At 56.1% G+C, this 14,960-nt stretch carries 14 protein-coding genes and 1 tRNA gene; 10 read left to right on the top strand and 5 right to left on the bottom strand.

The features are described 5' to 3' along the window. The first annotated feature begins 54 nt into the window (after positions 1-54). Genes ACOTY5_RS17260 through yejF form a run of 4 tightly spaced genes read left to right on the top strand, consistent with a single transcriptional unit; the run spans position 55 to position 5,580 of the window. Positions 55-1,860, top strand: coding sequence for an extracellular solute-binding protein (locus ACOTY5_RS17260; RefSeq protein WP_017383396.1), 1,806 nt, complete (start codon positions 55-57; stop codon positions 1,858-1,860). Positions 1,861-1,869: 9 nt separating this feature from the next. Continuing rightward, positions 1,870-2,964 (top strand): microcin C ABC transporter permease YejB, encoded by a 1,095-nt coding sequence (locus ACOTY5_RS17255; protein WP_003859369.1) that lies wholly within the window; start codon positions 1,870-1,872, stop codon positions 2,962-2,964. Continuing rightward, positions 2,964-3,989, top strand: coding sequence for a microcin C ABC transporter permease (locus ACOTY5_RS17250; RefSeq protein WP_015572302.1), 1,026 nt, complete (start codon positions 2,964-2,966; stop codon positions 3,987-3,989). Before ACOTY5_RS17255 ends, ACOTY5_RS17250 begins: the two co-directional genes overlap by 1 nt. A gap of 1 nt (position 3,990) precedes the next feature. Further along, a complete protein-coding gene (gene yejF / locus ACOTY5_RS17245; RefSeq protein WP_032103234.1) occupies positions 3,991-5,580 on the top strand; it encodes a microcin C ABC transporter ATP-binding protein YejF in 1,590 nt (529 codons plus the stop codon). 3 nt (positions 5,581-5,583) lie between these two features. Here the strand turns inward: yejF and ACOTY5_RS17240 are convergent, their stop codons facing one another. From ACOTY5_RS17240 to rsuA, 3 genes are all read right to left on the bottom strand, one after another. Then, positions 5,584-5,928, bottom strand: a complete 345-nt coding sequence (locus ACOTY5_RS17240) for a YejG family protein (RefSeq protein ID WP_003859372.1) — start codon at positions 5,926-5,928, stop codon at positions 5,584-5,586. Between the two features lie 276 nt (positions 5,929-6,204). After that, on the bottom strand, positions 6,205-7,404 hold the full coding sequence (locus tag ACOTY5_RS17235; RefSeq protein WP_003859373.1) for a Bcr/CflA family multidrug efflux MFS transporter: 1,200 nt from the start codon (positions 7,402-7,404) through the stop codon (positions 6,205-6,207). Between the two features lie 15 nt (positions 7,405-7,419). Beyond that, positions 7,420-8,127: a 16S rRNA pseudouridine(516) synthase RsuA gene (rsuA, locus tag ACOTY5_RS17230; protein ID WP_045141698.1), complete on the bottom strand. Its 708-nt coding sequence runs from the start codon at positions 8,125-8,127 to the stop codon at positions 7,420-7,422. A 151-nt stretch (positions 8,128-8,278) separates the two neighbouring features. Between rsuA and ACOTY5_RS17225 the strand changes: the two genes are divergently transcribed. Together ACOTY5_RS17225 and rplY are read left to right on the top strand one after the other, a co-directional pair. Next, positions 8,279-10,039 carry a DEAD/DEAH box helicase gene (locus tag ACOTY5_RS17225; protein ID WP_017693032.1) on the top strand — a complete coding sequence of 587 codons (1,761 nt, stop codon included), beginning with the start codon at positions 8,279-8,281 and terminating at the stop codon, positions 10,037-10,039. Positions 10,040-10,164: 125 nt separating this feature from the next. Next, positions 10,165-10,449, top strand: coding sequence for a 50S ribosomal protein L25 (gene rplY / locus ACOTY5_RS17220; RefSeq protein ID WP_015572298.1), 285 nt, complete (start codon positions 10,165-10,167; stop codon positions 10,447-10,449). A gap of 51 nt (positions 10,450-10,500) precedes the next feature. Here the strand turns inward: rplY and yejK are convergent, their stop codons facing one another. Further along, positions 10,501-11,508, bottom strand: coding sequence for a nucleoid-associated protein YejK (gene yejK / locus ACOTY5_RS17215; RefSeq protein ID WP_017693031.1), 1,008 nt, complete (start codon positions 11,506-11,508; stop codon positions 10,501-10,503). A 134-nt stretch (positions 11,509-11,642) separates the two neighbouring features. Here yejK and ACOTY5_RS17210 point away from each other — a divergent pair, with 134 nt between their 5' ends. From ACOTY5_RS17210 to ACOTY5_RS17200, 3 genes are all read left to right on the top strand, one after another. Further along, the gene (locus tag ACOTY5_RS17210) at positions 11,643-11,870 is read left to right on the top strand and encodes a YejL family protein (protein WP_001135586.1); all 228 of its coding nucleotides are present in this window, start codon (positions 11,643-11,645) and stop codon (positions 11,868-11,870) included. A gap of 19 nt (positions 11,871-11,889) precedes the next feature. Next, positions 11,890-13,650, top strand: coding sequence for an LPS biosynthesis-modulating metalloenzyme YejM (yejM, locus tag ACOTY5_RS17205; protein WP_045141699.1), 1,761 nt, complete (start codon positions 11,890-11,892; stop codon positions 13,648-13,650). A 73-nt stretch (positions 13,651-13,723) separates the two neighbouring features. Further along, a tRNA-Pro gene (locus tag ACOTY5_RS17200) sits at positions 13,724-13,800 on the top strand. Positions 13,801-13,866: 66 nt separating this feature from the next. On the opposite strand, the gene ACOTY5_RS17195 is transcribed toward ACOTY5_RS17200, so the two are convergent. Then, on the bottom strand, positions 13,867-14,127 hold the full coding sequence (locus tag ACOTY5_RS17195; protein ID WP_006811332.1) for a DUF2534 family protein: 261 nt from the start codon (positions 14,125-14,127) through the stop codon (positions 13,867-13,869). A gap of 202 nt (positions 14,128-14,329) precedes the next feature. Here ACOTY5_RS17195 and eco point away from each other — a divergent pair, with 202 nt between their 5' ends. Next, the gene (gene eco, locus ACOTY5_RS17190) at positions 14,330-14,839 is read left to right on the top strand and encodes a serine protease inhibitor ecotin (RefSeq protein WP_045141700.1); all 510 of its coding nucleotides are present in this window, start codon (positions 14,330-14,332) and stop codon (positions 14,837-14,839) included. Positions 14,840-14,960: the final 121 nt, after the last annotated feature.

The raw sequence follows: 14,960 nt of genomic DNA, 5'->3' as shown, positions 1-14,960 counted from the left end.
CCTTATTATTCTGTTCAACCGAGCCTGCCTGTGAACAAAGGGATCCGCCGCACTATGATTATGCGCGTTGTGTTGACGCTATTGGCGCTGGTGAGCCTGTCGAGCCAGGCGCAGACCATCAAAGAGAGCACGGCCTTTGCCGTCATTGGCGAGCCGAAGTACGCGGTTAACTTTAACCACTACGATTACGTTAACCCCGCCGCCCCGAAAGGCGGAAACGTGACGCTTTCCGCCACGGGAACGTTTGACAACTTTAACCGCTTTGCCCTGCGCGGCGTGGCGGCAGCGCGTACCGAATCCCTCTATGACACGCTGTTCGTCACCTCCGACGACGAGCCCGGCAGCTATTATCCCCTGGTTGCTGAGAACGTGCGTTACGCCGATGATTTCAGCTGGGCAGAAATCGCGATTAATCCGCGGGCGCGTTTTCACGACGGTACGCCGGTTAGCGCCCGTGACGTGGCATTCACCTTTCATAAATTTATGACCGAAGGCGTGCCGCAGTTTCGTCTGGTGTACAAGGGCACCACGGTGAAAGCCATCGCCCCGCTGACCGTGCGAATCGAACTCCCTGAGCCGAACAAAGAGAATATGCTGAGCCTGTTCTCCCTGCCCGTCATGCCCGAATCCTTCTGGAAAAATCATAAGCTGAGCGATCCTCTCTCTACCCCGCCGCTGGCCGGAGGGCCGTATCGCATTACCGACTGGCGAATGGGCCAGTACGTGATCTATTCCCGGGTGAAAGATTACTGGGCAGCCACGCTGCCGGTAAACCGGGGCCGCTGGAACTTCGATACAATCCGCTACGACTACTACCTGGATGATAACGTGGCCTTCGAGGCATTTAAGGCGGGCGCGTTTGATTTACGTGTCGAGAACAGCGCCAAAAATTGGGCGACCCGCTATATCGGAAAAAATTTCGCGAAAGGCTATATCGTTAAAGACGAACACAAAAACGAATCCGCGCAGGACACGCGCTGGCTGGCGTTTAATATTCAGCGCCCGGTTTTTTCCGATCGTCGGGTGCGTGAAGCCATTACCCTGGCGTTTGATTTCGAATGGATGAACAAAGCGCTGTTTTACGGAGCCTACAGCCGGGCGAACAGCTATTTCCAGAATACTGAATATGCCGCCCGTGATTATCCCCACGCGGACGAGCTGGTTTTGCTGGCGCCAATGAAAGCGGAGCTCCCGCCGGAGGTGTTCACCCGCGTATTTGAACCGCCCAAATCCGACGGAAACGGGTTCGACCGGGACAACCTGCTGAAAGCCAGCAACCTGCTGGATGATGCTGGCTGGGTGCTGAAAAATCGGCAACGGGTTAATGTGCAAACCGGTAAACCGCTCAGCTTCGAACTGCTGATTGCCTCCGGCGCAAACGATCAGTGGGTGCTGCCATTTAAGAAGAACCTTGCCCGGCTTGGCGTCACCATGAATATCCGCCAGGTCGATATGGCCCAGTTAACCAACCGCAAGCGCAGTCGCGATTACGACATGATGCAGACCCTGTGGGCCGCGCAGCCGTGGCCGAGTTCAGATCTGCAAATCTCCTGGGCATCGGGGTATATCGACTCCTCGTACAACGCCCCGGGCGTAAAGAGCCCGGTGATTGATGCGCTGATTGCAAAAATTGTCGCCGCTCAGGGCGATAAGAACAAGCTTCTGCCGCTTGGCCGCGCGCTCGATCGGGTCTTAACCTGGAACTATTACATGCTGCCGATGTGGTATATGGGCGAAGATCGCGTGGCCCGCTGGGATAAATTCTCCCTGCCTGCCGTTCGCCCGGTCTACACCCTCGGCTTTGACACCTGGTGGTATGACGTGAATAAAGCCGCAAAACTGCCCGCAGAGCGGCGTTAAGGAGTGACGATGGGCGCTTATCTTATCCGCCGGCTGCTGTTAGTGATCCCGACGCTGTGGGCCATCATTACCATTAACTTTTTTATCGTCCAGATCGCCCCCGGCGGTCCGGTGGACCAGGCAATTGCGGCAATAGAATTTGGTCACGCTGGCGGCATGCCGGGCGGCGGCGGTGAAGGAATGGGGGCCAGCCATGCCCGGACGGGCGTGGGCAACATCAGCGAAAGCCACTACCGGGGCGGTCGCGGACTGGATCCGGAGGTGATCGCCGAGATCACCCATCGCTATGGTTTTGACAAGCCGCTGCACGAGCGTTATTTCAGGATGCTCTGGGATTATGTCCGTTTCGATTTTGGCGACAGCCTGTTTCGCAGCGCCTCGGTATTAACCCTGATCAAACAAAGCCTGCCGGTTTCCATCACGCTCGGACTGTGGGGGACGCTGATTATTTATCTGGTCTCCATTCCGCTGGGGATCCGAAAAGCGGTCTACAACGGTAGCCGTTTCGATATCTGGAGCAGCACATTCATTATCATCGGCTACGCTATCCCGGCGTTTCTGTTTGCCGTGCTGCTGATTGTCTTTTTCGCCGGCGGCAGTTATTTCGACCTCTTCCCGCTGCGCGGGCTGGTCTCTGCGGATTTCAGCACCCTGCCGTGGTATCAGAAAATCACCGATTACTTCTGGCACATCACGCTTCCGGTGCTGGCAACGGTCATCGGCGGTTTTGCGGCGCTTACGATGCTGACCAAAAACGCCTTTCTTGATGAGATCCGCAAACAGTACGTCGTCACCGCGCGCGCCAAGGGCGTCGGTGAAAAGCAGATCATGTGGAAGCACGTTTTTCGTAACGCCATGCTGCTGGTGATTGCCGGTTTCCCCGCCACGTTCATCAGTATGTTTTTTACCGGCTCGTTGCTGATAGAAGTGATGTTCTCGCTCAACGGATTAGGGCTGCTGGGCTATGAGGCCACCGTCTCCCGTGATTATCCGGTGATGTTTGGCACACTCTACATTTTCACCCTGATCGGCCTGCTGCTGAACATCATCAGCGATATCAGCTATACGCTGGTCGATCCCCGTATCGATTTTGAGGGCCGCTGATGTCGCGTTTAAGCCCCGTCAATCAGGCCCGCTGGGCGCGTTTTCGCCACAACCGTCGCGGCTACTGGTCGCTGTGGATCTTCGCCGTCCTGTTCGCCTTAAGTATGTGTTCGGAACTGATTGCCAACGATAAACCCCTGCTGGTGCATTTCAAAGACCGCTGGTATGTGCCGGTGCTGACCACCTACAGCGAAAGCGATTTTGGCGGCCCGTTTGCGACGCCAGCCGAGTACCAGGACCCCTGGTTACGTGAACAGATCGCGCAGCACGGCTGGGCTATCTGGGCGCCGATTCGTTTTGGCGCGAACAGTATTAACTTCGCCACGTCCACCCCCTTCCCTTCGCCGCCTTCCGCGCAAAACTGGCTGGGAACGGACGCCAACGGCGGCGATGTGCTGGCGCGCATTCTCTATGGCACCCGCATCTCGCTCCTGTTTGGGCTGCTGCTGACGCTCTTTAGCAGCGTAATGGGCGTTGTGGCGGGCGCCGTGCAGGGCTATTACGGGGGTAAAATAGATTTATGGGGACAACGCGTGATTGAAGTCTGGTCCGGTATGCCGACGCTGTTTCTGATTATCCTGCTGTCCAGCGTGGTACAGCCTGGCTTCTGGTGGCTGCTCGGGATCACCGTCCTGTTCGGCTGGATGGCGCTGGTCGGCGTGGTGCGCGCGGAGTTTCTGCGTACGCGAAATTACGACTATATTCGCGCTGCGCAGGCGTTAGGCGTGAGCGATGGCGCAATCATCTTCCGCCACATGCTTCCCAATGCGGTGGTGGCGACCCTCACCTTCCTGCCGTTTATTTTGTGCAGCTCCATCACCACCCTGACGTCGCTTGATTTTCTTGGTTTCGGTTTGCCGCTGGGCTCACCGTCCCTTGGCGAACTGCTGTTGCAGGGCAAAAACAATCTCCAGGCCCCCTGGCTGGGCATCGCCGCATTCCTCTCCGTGGCGGTGCTCCTTTCCCTGCTGATTTTTATTGGCGAAGCCGTGCGCGATGCCTTCGATCCCAACAAGGCGGTATGACATGACCCGGCCTCTTCTGAGTATAGAGAACCTGTCGATTGCGTTTTCAAAACAGGGCGAATCACGCACGGTGGTGACGGATTTATCGTTGCAGATCCAGCGCGGAGAGACGCTGGCGCTGGTCGGGGAATCCGGCTCCGGTAAGAGCGTTTCGGCGCTGTCGGTGCTGCGCCTGCTCCCTTCCCCGCCGGTCAGCTATCCGCAGGGGGATATTCTGTTCCATGGACAATCGCTGCTGAACGCTGACGAGCAAACCCTGCGCGGCATTCGTGGCAACAACATCGCCATGATTTTTCAGGAGCCGATGGTGTCGCTCAACCCACTGCATACCCTGGAAAAACAGCTCTATGAAGTGCTGTCACTTCATCGGGGAATGCGTAAAGAGGCAGCGCGGGGTGAAATTCTGGACTGCCTTGAACGCACCGGTATCCGTAATGCGGCGAAACGGCTGAACGATTTCCCGCACCAGCTTTCCGGCGGCGAGCGCCAGCGCGTGATGATTGCAATGGCCCTGCTCACGCGCCCCGAACTGCTGATTGCCGATGAACCTACTACCGCGCTGGACGTCACGGTACAGGCACAAATTCTGCAACTGCTGCGCGAACTGCGCGACGAGCTGAACATGAGCCTGCTGTTTATTACGCACAACCTGAGCATCGTGAAAAAGCTCGCTGACGCGGTGGCCGTGATGCAAAACGGCCGCTGCGTGGAACAGAACCGGGCATCCGCCCTGCTGAGCGCGCCTCAGCACCCGTATACACAGCGCCTGCTCGATAGCGAACCCGCTGGCGACCCGGTTCCGCTTAACGCTGACAGCGCGCCGTTGCTGAGGGTTGAGGGGCTGTCGGTGTCATTCCCGATCCGCAAAGGCATTTTGCGTCGCGTGGTCGATCACAATCATGTTCTGAAAGACATGAGCTTCGCTCTGCGTCCGGGCGAATCGCTTGGGCTTGTGGGCGAGTCCGGTTCAGGCAAAAGCACCACCGGCCTGGCGCTGCTGCGCCTGATCGCCTCTCAGGGAAGCATTGTTTTTGACGGCATGCCGCTGCAAAACCTGAATCGCCGGATGATGCTTCCCGTGCGCCCGCGGATGCAGGTGGTATTTCAGGATCCAAACTCTTCGCTTAACCCGCGCCTGAGCGTATTACAGATTATTGAAGAGGGCCTGCGCGTCCACCAGCCGACAATGACGGCGCAACAGCGTGAAATCGACGTGATGCGGGTGATGGCGGAAGTGGGTTTAGATCCCGAGACCCGGCACCGGTATCCGGCTGAGTTTTCCGGCGGACAGCGCCAGCGTATAGCGATTGCCCGCGCGCTGATCCTGAAACCGGAGCTGATCGTGCTGGACGAGCCAACCTCTTCCCTGGACCGCACCGTGCAGGCGCAAATTCTGGCGCTGCTGAAGGGGCTACAGGAAAAGCATCGGCTGGCCTATATCTTTATCAGCCACGATTTACAGGTGGTGCGTGCGCTTTGCCATCAGGTGGTGGTATTGCGGCAGGGAGAAGTCGTTGAGCAGGGAGAGTGCCAGCGCGTATTCACCGCGCCGACGCAGGATTACACGCGCCAGCTATTGTCCGCTGACTAGCACTCAGAAAGGATATTGACCGGAGAACGGCTCGGCAATGGCCACGCCGAAGTTTTTCAGCCGACAGGTGGCGGCAAACTCATCCTGGCTGTTAACAAACAGGCACGGCTCACCTTCGCATTCCAGCACGGAGCTGTCCACTTCGATGTCCGTCAGCGCCTGGCTGAGACGTTCCATGACCGGCCACGCATTTTCATCGCTCGGGCTGAGCAGTTTGAGGGCCACCAGACAATTATCCTCCCCGGCAACGCTTTGCGGAATCGGTTCAACTTTCGAACCTGCAAAACCCGTCGACCAGCGATAGCTCTGGGGCAAGCGATGGACAATGGAGAGTTGTAATGTATTCACGTTCAGATCCCCGGAAGCAAATTTACTTCACAATTTATTTACATTTATAGTAACACATCATCGCCAACCTGCACTGTTTAGCGGATTTTATAGGCGTTGCAGGCTCGCGTCGGCGCTATATGTACCCGTTTCTGCGATCTAACTCAACCTTTTTAAATACAATGATGTGACTTTTTACATAAATAGATTTTACATAAAAGAAACAAACACAGGGTAAACGAACGGAGGGTTGGTTGATATGGGTCAACAAAAAGGCCCGTCACGGGCCTTAAGTGGTCATTTATGCGCCGTCTTTCGCGGCCGGCTGGCGTAAAGATAGAAGAGAATGGAGCAGGTCGCGCAGAGGGCAATCGCCCACAGCATCGGCCAGGCGGTATTAAACGTCGCCGTCGAGAGCAGCGCCCCGACTATCGCGCCAATTCCGAAACGGAACGTTCCTGCCAGCGACGAGGCGGTGCCTGCCATATGCGGAAATTCGTCGAGGATCACCGCCATCGCGTTGGATGAAACCATCGACACGCAGCCGACAAACGCCGCCACGCCCACCACCAGCGCCCAGAAACCGACGCCCAGCAACGCGCTCAATACCAGCCAGATAGCCATCACGAACTGGATCCACAGCCCGGCGCGGAACATATTCAGCGCCCCAACCCGCCGGACAAAGCGGCTGTTGATAATGGTCATCACAAACAGGAACACAATATTCAGCGCGAAGTAGTAACCAAAATGCTGGGGTGACACATGGTTCAGTTCGATGTACACAAACGGCCCCGCGCTCAGGAACGAAAACATTCCAGCAAAGCTGAAGCCGCTGGCCAGCATATAGCTCAGCACACGTTTATGGCGAAACAGCGAGGCAAAGTTGCCAAGCGTGGTGCGAACGTGGAACTTCTGACGTCGCTCGACCGGCAGCGTTTCATCGATAAAGACGAAGATCATCACCGAGGCCAGCAGCGCGGCAATCGCCAGGATCCAGAAAATCGCATGCCAGCTGAACCACACCAGGACCGCCCCGCCCACCATGGGGGCGACCAGCGGCGCAATTGTCGTGACCAGCATGACGAACGACATCATGCGTGAGAACTCTTCCTTCGGGTAGACGTCGCGCATCAGCGCGTTAATCACCACGCTTGCCGCAGCAGCCGCCAGGCCATGGAAGAAGCGCATCACAATCAGCTGATCGATACTCTGCGCCAGCGCGCAGGCCACCGCCGCCGCGGCAAATATCAATGTCCCGCCCAGGATAACCGGTTTACGCCCCAGGCTGTCGGCCATTGGGCCATAAAAGAGCTGACCGAGGGCAAAACCAAGAATGTAGGTGCTGAGCGTCATCTGCGCGCTGCCTGCCGGTACGCCAAACTGCGCGGAAATCACCGGCAGCGCGGGCAGATACATATCGATAGACAGCGGCATCAGCATGGCCAGCAGGCCAAGGATAAATACAATTTTAAACGACGAGTGTGGCCTGGTGGTCACAGGGTTCTCCTGAATTTAGCGTGAAGGCAGCCCGACGCTGGCAATCTCTTCTTCCGTCAGCGGGCGATATTCCCCTGGGGCCAGGTCTGGATCGAGTTCAATCGCGCCGATACGTTCACGATGCAGCCCCACAACGTGGTTGCCCACGGCGGCAAACATCCGCTTCACCTGATGGTAGCGGCCTTCACTGATGGTCAGACGGACGTCCGTGGGGGTGAGGATTTCCAGCACCGCCGGTTTGGTCAGATCCTTCTCATTATGCAGCTGAACGCCTTTCGCGAATTGCTCTGCCGTGTCATCCGAGACCGGAGACTTAAGCATCACCCGATAGGTTTTCTCACAGTGATGGCGCGGGGAGGTGATGCGGTGCGACCACTGGCCGTCATCGGTCATCAGCACCAGGCCGGTAGTATCGATATCCAGTCGCCCTGCCGCATGCAGCTTGTGCGCCACAGGTTCGTCGAGGAAATAGAGCACCGTCGGGTGATCCGGATCGTCCGTTGAACAGACGTAACCTTCCGGTTTGTTGAGCATGAAGTAGCGCGGGCCATTCTGCTGGGTCAGCGGGTTGCCGTCATACTCCACCTGGTGCTCAGGCTGGAGTTTAAAAGCGCTGTCTTTCACAATGTCGCCGTCCACGGTTACGCGGCTGGCGCGAATTTCACGCCCGGCAATAGCGCGGCTTACGCCGAGTTGCTGAGCGATAAACTTATCAAGTCGCATGAAATCTTTTTAGCCTTAATGGTGCTGGAAGTCGGACTACGCGTCCGAAAAAGAAGCAGTCAGAAACAGTTCAGTATAATGGTCTGGTTGCGCCACTCAAGGGAAAAAGTTTCGTGGCATACTATATGCGAGTTAACTGAATAGAGAAGCCATGACGTTCACATTACGCCCCTATCAGCAGGAAGCCGTTGATGCCACCCTCGCCTGGTTTCGCAAGCATCGGGAGCCCGCCGCCATCGTTCTCCCGACCGGAGCCGGTAAAAGCCTGGTGATTGCCGAACTGGCGCGCCTGGCCCGCGGACGCGTGCTGGTGCTGGCGCACGTCAAAGAGCTGGTGGCGCAAAACCACGCCAAATATTGCGCGCTCGGCCTGGAGGCCGACATTTTTGCCGCCGGACTGAAGCGCAAAGAGAGCCACGGAAAAGTGGTGTTTGGCAGCGTACAATCCGTTGCGCGCAACCTGGAACTGTTTCGCAGCGAGTTTTCCCTGCTGATTGTCGATGAGTGTCACCGCATCAGCGATGACGACGACAGCCAGTATCAGCAAATCCTCACTCATTTGAAAAAGGTGAATCCTCACCTCCGTCTGCTTGGCCTCACCGCCACGCCGTTTCGTCTGGGCAAGGGCTGGATTTATCAGTTTCATTATCACGGCATGGTGCGTGGCGATGAAAAGGCCCTGTTCCGCGACTGTATCTATGAGCTTCCGCTGCGCTACATGATCAAGCATGGCTACCTGACGCCGCCGGAGCGGCTGGATATGCCCGTCGTGCAGTACGATTTCAGCCGCTTACAGGCGCAGAGCAACGGGCTGTTCAGCGAGGCAGATCTTAACCATGAGCTGAAAAAACAGAAGCGGATCACGCCGCATATCATCAGCCAGATTGAAGAGTTCGCACAAACGCGCAAAGGGGTGATGATTTTTGCTGCCACTGTCGAACACGCGCGCGAAATTACGGGGCTGCTGCCCGCCGACGACGCGGCGTTAATTACCGGTGAAACCCCCGGCCCGGAGCGCGACAGCCTGATTGAGGACTTCAAAGCTCAGCGGTTCCGCTATCTGGTGAATGTCTCCGTACTAACCACCGGCTTTGACGCCCCGCACGTCGACCTGATTGCGATTCTTCGCCCGACGGAATCCGTCAGCCTGTATCAGCAGATTGTTGGCCGCGGGCTGCGTCTGGCGCCGGGCAAAACCGACTGTCTGATCCTTGATTACGCCGGTAACCCGCACGATCTCTATTCGCCGGAAGTCGGCACGCCAAAAGGCAAGAGCGACAACGTGCCCGTTCAGGTTTTTTGCCCTGCCTGCGGGTTTGCCAACACCTTCTGGGGGAAAACCACCGCCGACGGCACGCTGATCGAACATTTTGGCCGCCGCTGTCAGGGCTGGTTTGAAGACGATGAAGGCCATCGCGAACAGTGTGACTTCCGCTTCCGCTTCAAAAACTGCCCGCAGTGCAATGCCGAAAACGACATTGCCGCCCGCCGCTGTCGGGAGTGCGACACGGTCCTGGTCGACCCGGACGACATGCTGAAAGCGGCGCTGAAGCTGAAAGATGCGCTGGTGCTGCGCTGTTCCGGCATGGCCTTACAGCCCGGCGCGGATGAAAAAGGCGAGTGGCTAAAAATTACCTACTACGACGAGGATGGCGCAGACGTCAGCGAGCGGTTCCGGGTCCAGACGCCCGCCCAGCGCACCGCGTTTGAGCAGCTCTTTATCCGCCCGCACACCCGCACGCCTGGCGTGCCGCTGCGCTGGCTAACCGTGGCCGATATCGTGCGCCAGCAGGCGTTACTGCGCCATCCTGATTTTGTTGTCGCCCGTAAAAAAGGGCAGTTCTGGCAGGTGCGTGAGAAGGTCTTTGACTATGAAGGACGCTTTCGCCGGGCAAACGAATTGCGCGGTTAACGGGACTTTTCGTTGATGCGCGAGCCATTTGAGTATAAAATGCCGCCCGCTTCACATCCGTGAGGCAGAACACTCACCTGCTGCTGGGTCGCCTGTAGTAGGGTTTTAAATACAGAGAGAAATCAATGTTCACTATCGAAGCAGAAGTACGTAACGTGCAGGGTAAGGGTGCGAGCCGCCGCCTGCGTACCGCAAACAAGTTCCCGGCTATCGTTTACGGTGGCGAAGCTGCTCCAGTTGCTATTGAACTGGATCACGACAAAGTATGGAACATGCAGAACAAAGCTGAATTCTACAGCGAAGTTCTGACCATCGTTGTTGACGGTAAAGAAGAAAAAGTGAAAGTTCAGGCTGTTCAGCGTCACGCGTTCAAGCCAAAACTGACTCACATCGACTTCGTTCGCGCGTAATCGCAAACCTGTCGAGAAAAACCCCGCGTTTGCGGGGTTTTTTTATGGCTGTTACTTACCGCCTGAAGTGCGACGCTGAAGCTGGTCGCGCAGATTCGGCGGTGTGCCTTTAATGGTCAGCGTGTCGGTGGCCGGGTCCCAGAAGATACGTTCCCCGAGCAGCATGGCATCAAAGTTAATGGTTAACCCACCGCCGCTACCGGCAAATTTCGTCAGCTGACGCAGCGTACTGCGATCCGCCGGGAAGCTCTCTTCCAGCTCATAGCCTTTTTCCGCAGTAAATTCCTGGAAGCTGACTTCGCTGACGCCTGCCAGCTCTTTGGACAGCGACTCCAGCTCAATCTCTTCTCCAGCCTGTAGCTGCTCGTTGCAGTAGCTGTAAACCTGCTGACGCACGGTCTGACGCTCAGATTTATCAAGCTGCGCCTCAGCCGTAAAGTCATCCACCGCCTGGAGGAGACCTTTGTTCTGCGCTTTGGCATTCAGCCCTTCGCTGGCGCCGAGGAAGTCCATAAAGAAATCCGCCACTTTGCGGCCCACGCGGCCTTTAAGGAAGGTCAGATAGCGCGTTGATTCCGGGTTGGTTTCCCATTCGGTTAAATCGATACGCGCCACAATATCCGCATGGTTGATATCCAGGTAGTGCGTTGAGCTGATATCCAGCTGCTCGTTCACGCGCATACTGCTTAAGTTATTCAGCACGGTGACCAGCAGATACTCTACCGCCAGATAGCGGTAGTGGCAGAACAGGACGATACCGCCATCGGCGAAGGGATATTTCGCCAGCTCGTCACGCAGACGGCCAGTAGCAGCGCGGCTGAATGCCAGGAAATCCTCTTCGCCCTGACGTTGCAGGCGCAGGCTATCCGCCAGTTCGCTCTCTTCGCTGAACAAGCCATAGGCTTTATTTTTCGCGCTGTAGACGCGATGCAACTCCGCCATCATCTCGACAACGGTAGGCGTTGGTTCCAGTAACGAATCGCGCAGCACCACTTCAAGGGTTTGCTCATCACGCTTGATAAGCTGGTGCAAGGCAATCTGGTTGATTTCCAGACTCATGATAAACTCTCCTTTTAGACCGGGCGGTATTCAACCACCACCAACGCATGTGTGCAACAGAAGATAAAAAAGGGGAAAAAAAGCTGTTGCTACGGTAATATGTCGCCCTTCTCTCAACAAACTGATTTTGATTTATGCCACAACATTCCCGCTACAGTGACGAACACGTTGAACAATTGCTCAGTGAGCTGGTCAACGTACTGGAAAAACATAAAACGCCAACCGATCTCTCCCTGATGGTTTTGGGAAATATGGTTACCAACCTGATCAATACCAGCGTTGCTCCGGCTCAGCGTCAGGCGATCGCCAAATCTTTCGCCCAGGCTTTGCAGTCCTCCGTTAGCGACGACCAGGCACACTAAGGGAAACGAACAACAGTTTATGGTGACGAATCGTCAGCGCTACCGTGAAAAAGTCTCCCAGATGGTCAGCTGGGGGCACTGGTTTGCCCTGTTCAACATTCTGTTGGCGATGGTGCTCGGCTGCCGTTATCTGTTTGTGGCGGACTGGCCAACCACGTTAACCGGGCGCATCTACTCGTGGATGAGCCTTGTTGGTCACTTTAGCTTTCTGGTCTTCGCCACCTATCTGCTGATCCTGTTCCCACTGACGTTTATCGTCATGTCGCAGCGGCTGATGCGCTTCCTGTCCGCCATTCTTGCGACGGCGGGCATGACGCTGTTGCTGATCGACAGCGAAGTCTTTACCCGCTTCCACCTGCACCTGAATCCTGTCGTCTGGGAGCTGGTAATTAACCCGGATCAGAACGAGACCGCGCGCGACTGGCAGCTGATGTTTATCAGCGTGCCGATCATCCTGCTGATCGAAATGCTGTTCGCCACGTGGAGCTGGCAAAAACTCCGCAGTCTGACCCGACGCCGCCATTATGCGAAGCCCGTCGCGGCGCTCTTTTTCGCCTCATTTATCGGTTCGCACCTGATGTATATCTGGGCAGATGCGAACTTCTACCGCCCGATTACCATGCAGCGCGCGAACCTGCCGCTCTCCTATCCGATGACGGCGCGTCGTTTCCTCGAAAAACACGGCCTGCTGGACGCGCAGGAGTATCAGCGTCGTCTGGTCGAACAGGGTAATCCGGAAGCGGTCAGCGTGCAGTATCCTTTGAGCGATCTGAAATATCGCGACATGGGCCGCGGTCAGAACGTGCTGCTGATTACCGTCGATGGCCTGAACTATTCCCGCTATGAGAAGCAGATGCCAGCGCTGGCTGAATTCGCTGAGAACAACATCGTATTCACTCAGCATATGAGCTCCGGTAATTCGACCGACGCGGGTATTTTCGGCCTGTTCTATGGCATTTCACCGAGCTATATGGACGGCGTGCTGTCGGCCCGTATTCCGGCGGCATTGATTACCGGGCTTAATCAGCAGGGCTACCAGCTGGGGCTGTTCGCCTCTGATGGTTTCAACAGCTCGCTGTACCGCCAGGCGCTGCTGTCTGATTTCTCACTGCCAGCCGCGCAGAGCCAGTCTGACGATCGGACCGCTGACCAGTGGATAGACTGGCTGAAGCGCTATGCGCAGGAAGATAACCGCTGGTTCTCCTGGGTTGCGTTTAACGGCACAACGCTTGATGACAGCAATCAGAAAGGCTTCGCGCGCCGCTATAGCCGTGCGGCGGGCGATGTCGATGCGCAGATCGGCCGCGTGCTGACCGCCCTGCGCGACGCGGGCAAGCTGGATAATACGGTCGTGATTATCACGGCGGGGCATGGCGTGCCGCTCGGCGAAGAGGCGAAGGGCATGGAGTGGTCGCGTCCGAACCTGCATGTTCCCCTGGTGATCCACTGGCCGGGCACTCCCGCGCAGCGCATCAACATGCTCACCGACCATAAAGACGTCATGACCACGTTAATGCAACGGCTGCTGCACGTCAGCACACCGGCAATTGAGTACTCGCAGGGACAAGACCTCTTTAGCGCCACGCAGCGTCATAACTGGGTCACGGCTGCTGGCGGAAACACGCTGGTGGTGACCACGCCAACGTTGTCACTGGTGCTGAACAGCAATGGCAATTACCAGACGTATAACCTCGAAGGTGAGAAGCTGAAAGACCAGAAGCCGCAGCTCAGTTTGCTGTTGCAGGTGCTGACAGACGAGAAGCGCTTTATCGCTAACTGATTATTTATGAATCAGTTAGCGTTGCTTGCCCCTTGCATTCAAAAAGGAATCGAGTAGTATTCCTTTTATGCGTCGGCACGTAGCGCAGCCTGGTAGCGCACCGTCATGGGGTGTCGGGGGTCGGAGGTTCAAATCCTCTCGTGCCGACCAAAACTACACAAAAAAACCAGCCGCTTATGGCTGGTTTTTTATTGCCTGTCTCCGCATGCGCAATGCTTAGTGTTTTTCACGCCCACCGAGAAAGAAAATCCCCAGCGGAATCGCCAGCAGGACGGTGAACACCAGGCTGTAAACAAAGATCATCGCCGATTGCAGGACAAACATGCTGGTTGTCCAGGCAGAGAGCGGGATGTTGTACTGCTCAATCACACCGACAATGGTTGCTCGCCCCACGCATGCAGCAGCAATCATAAACACAACCAGTAACGCCAGCAGGAACTTGCGGCCTTCAGGTGTCTTCAGTTTTTCACGTACCATCTCCCCTCCCTTTACAGATGAATAACAATAATTAACGCGTAAAATAACACGATCGCCGCATCGACCCCAACACAGCATTAAACACCAATAAATGAACATAAAAGCAGTGCATTACTCCGTTTAAAATGAAAATATGAGTAAATTGCGCCAACTATTCACGTGCTATATGTTAGTCTTTCCAGGATCGTTTTAACAAAAAGGAATGACAGTGAAAAACGCACCTAAATTTGCCATCGCCCTCATCGCCGCTGCGTGCGCCAGCACCAGTGTTTTCGCCAGCGAAACCCGGAAAGAGCAGCCGCTGGAAAAAGTTGCTCCGTATCCGCAAGCGGACAAAGGGATGAAGCGCCAGGTTATTCAGCTCCCGGCTCAGCAGGATGAAGCAAATTTCAAAGTTGAGCTGTTAATCGGCCAGACGCTGGAAGTGGACTGCAACCAGCATCGCCTGGGCGGCCAGCTGGAAAGCAAAACGCTGGAAGGCTGGGGCTATGACTACTATGTCTTCGACAAAGTAACCTCGCCAGTCTCCACCATGATGGCGTGCCCGGACGGCAAGAAAGAGAAGAAATTTATTACCGCGTATCTGGGTGATAACAGTCTGCTGCGCTATAACAGCAAGCTGCCGATCGTCGTATACACGCCGGAAAACGTGGATGTGAAATATCGCGTATGGAAGGCGGATGAGACGGTAGGACAAGCGGTAGTTCGTTAATAATAAGTCGGGTGGCGCTCTCGCTTACCCGACCAGGAAAGGGTGCGTTCTGGTGCCCTCACCCCAACCCTCTCCCACCGGGAGAGGGAGAAAACACTAAAAACGGTAACGGATGTTACCG

Origin of the sequence: Enterobacter cloacae complex sp. SHL018, assembly GCF_049237905.1 — a bacterium.
In the GTDB taxonomy this organism is placed as follows: Bacteria; Pseudomonadota; Gammaproteobacteria; order Enterobacterales; family Enterobacteriaceae; genus Enterobacter; species Enterobacter hormaechei_C.
Note: the sequence above shows the minus strand (reverse complement) of the source record. Positions and strands in the feature narration are given on the sequence as shown.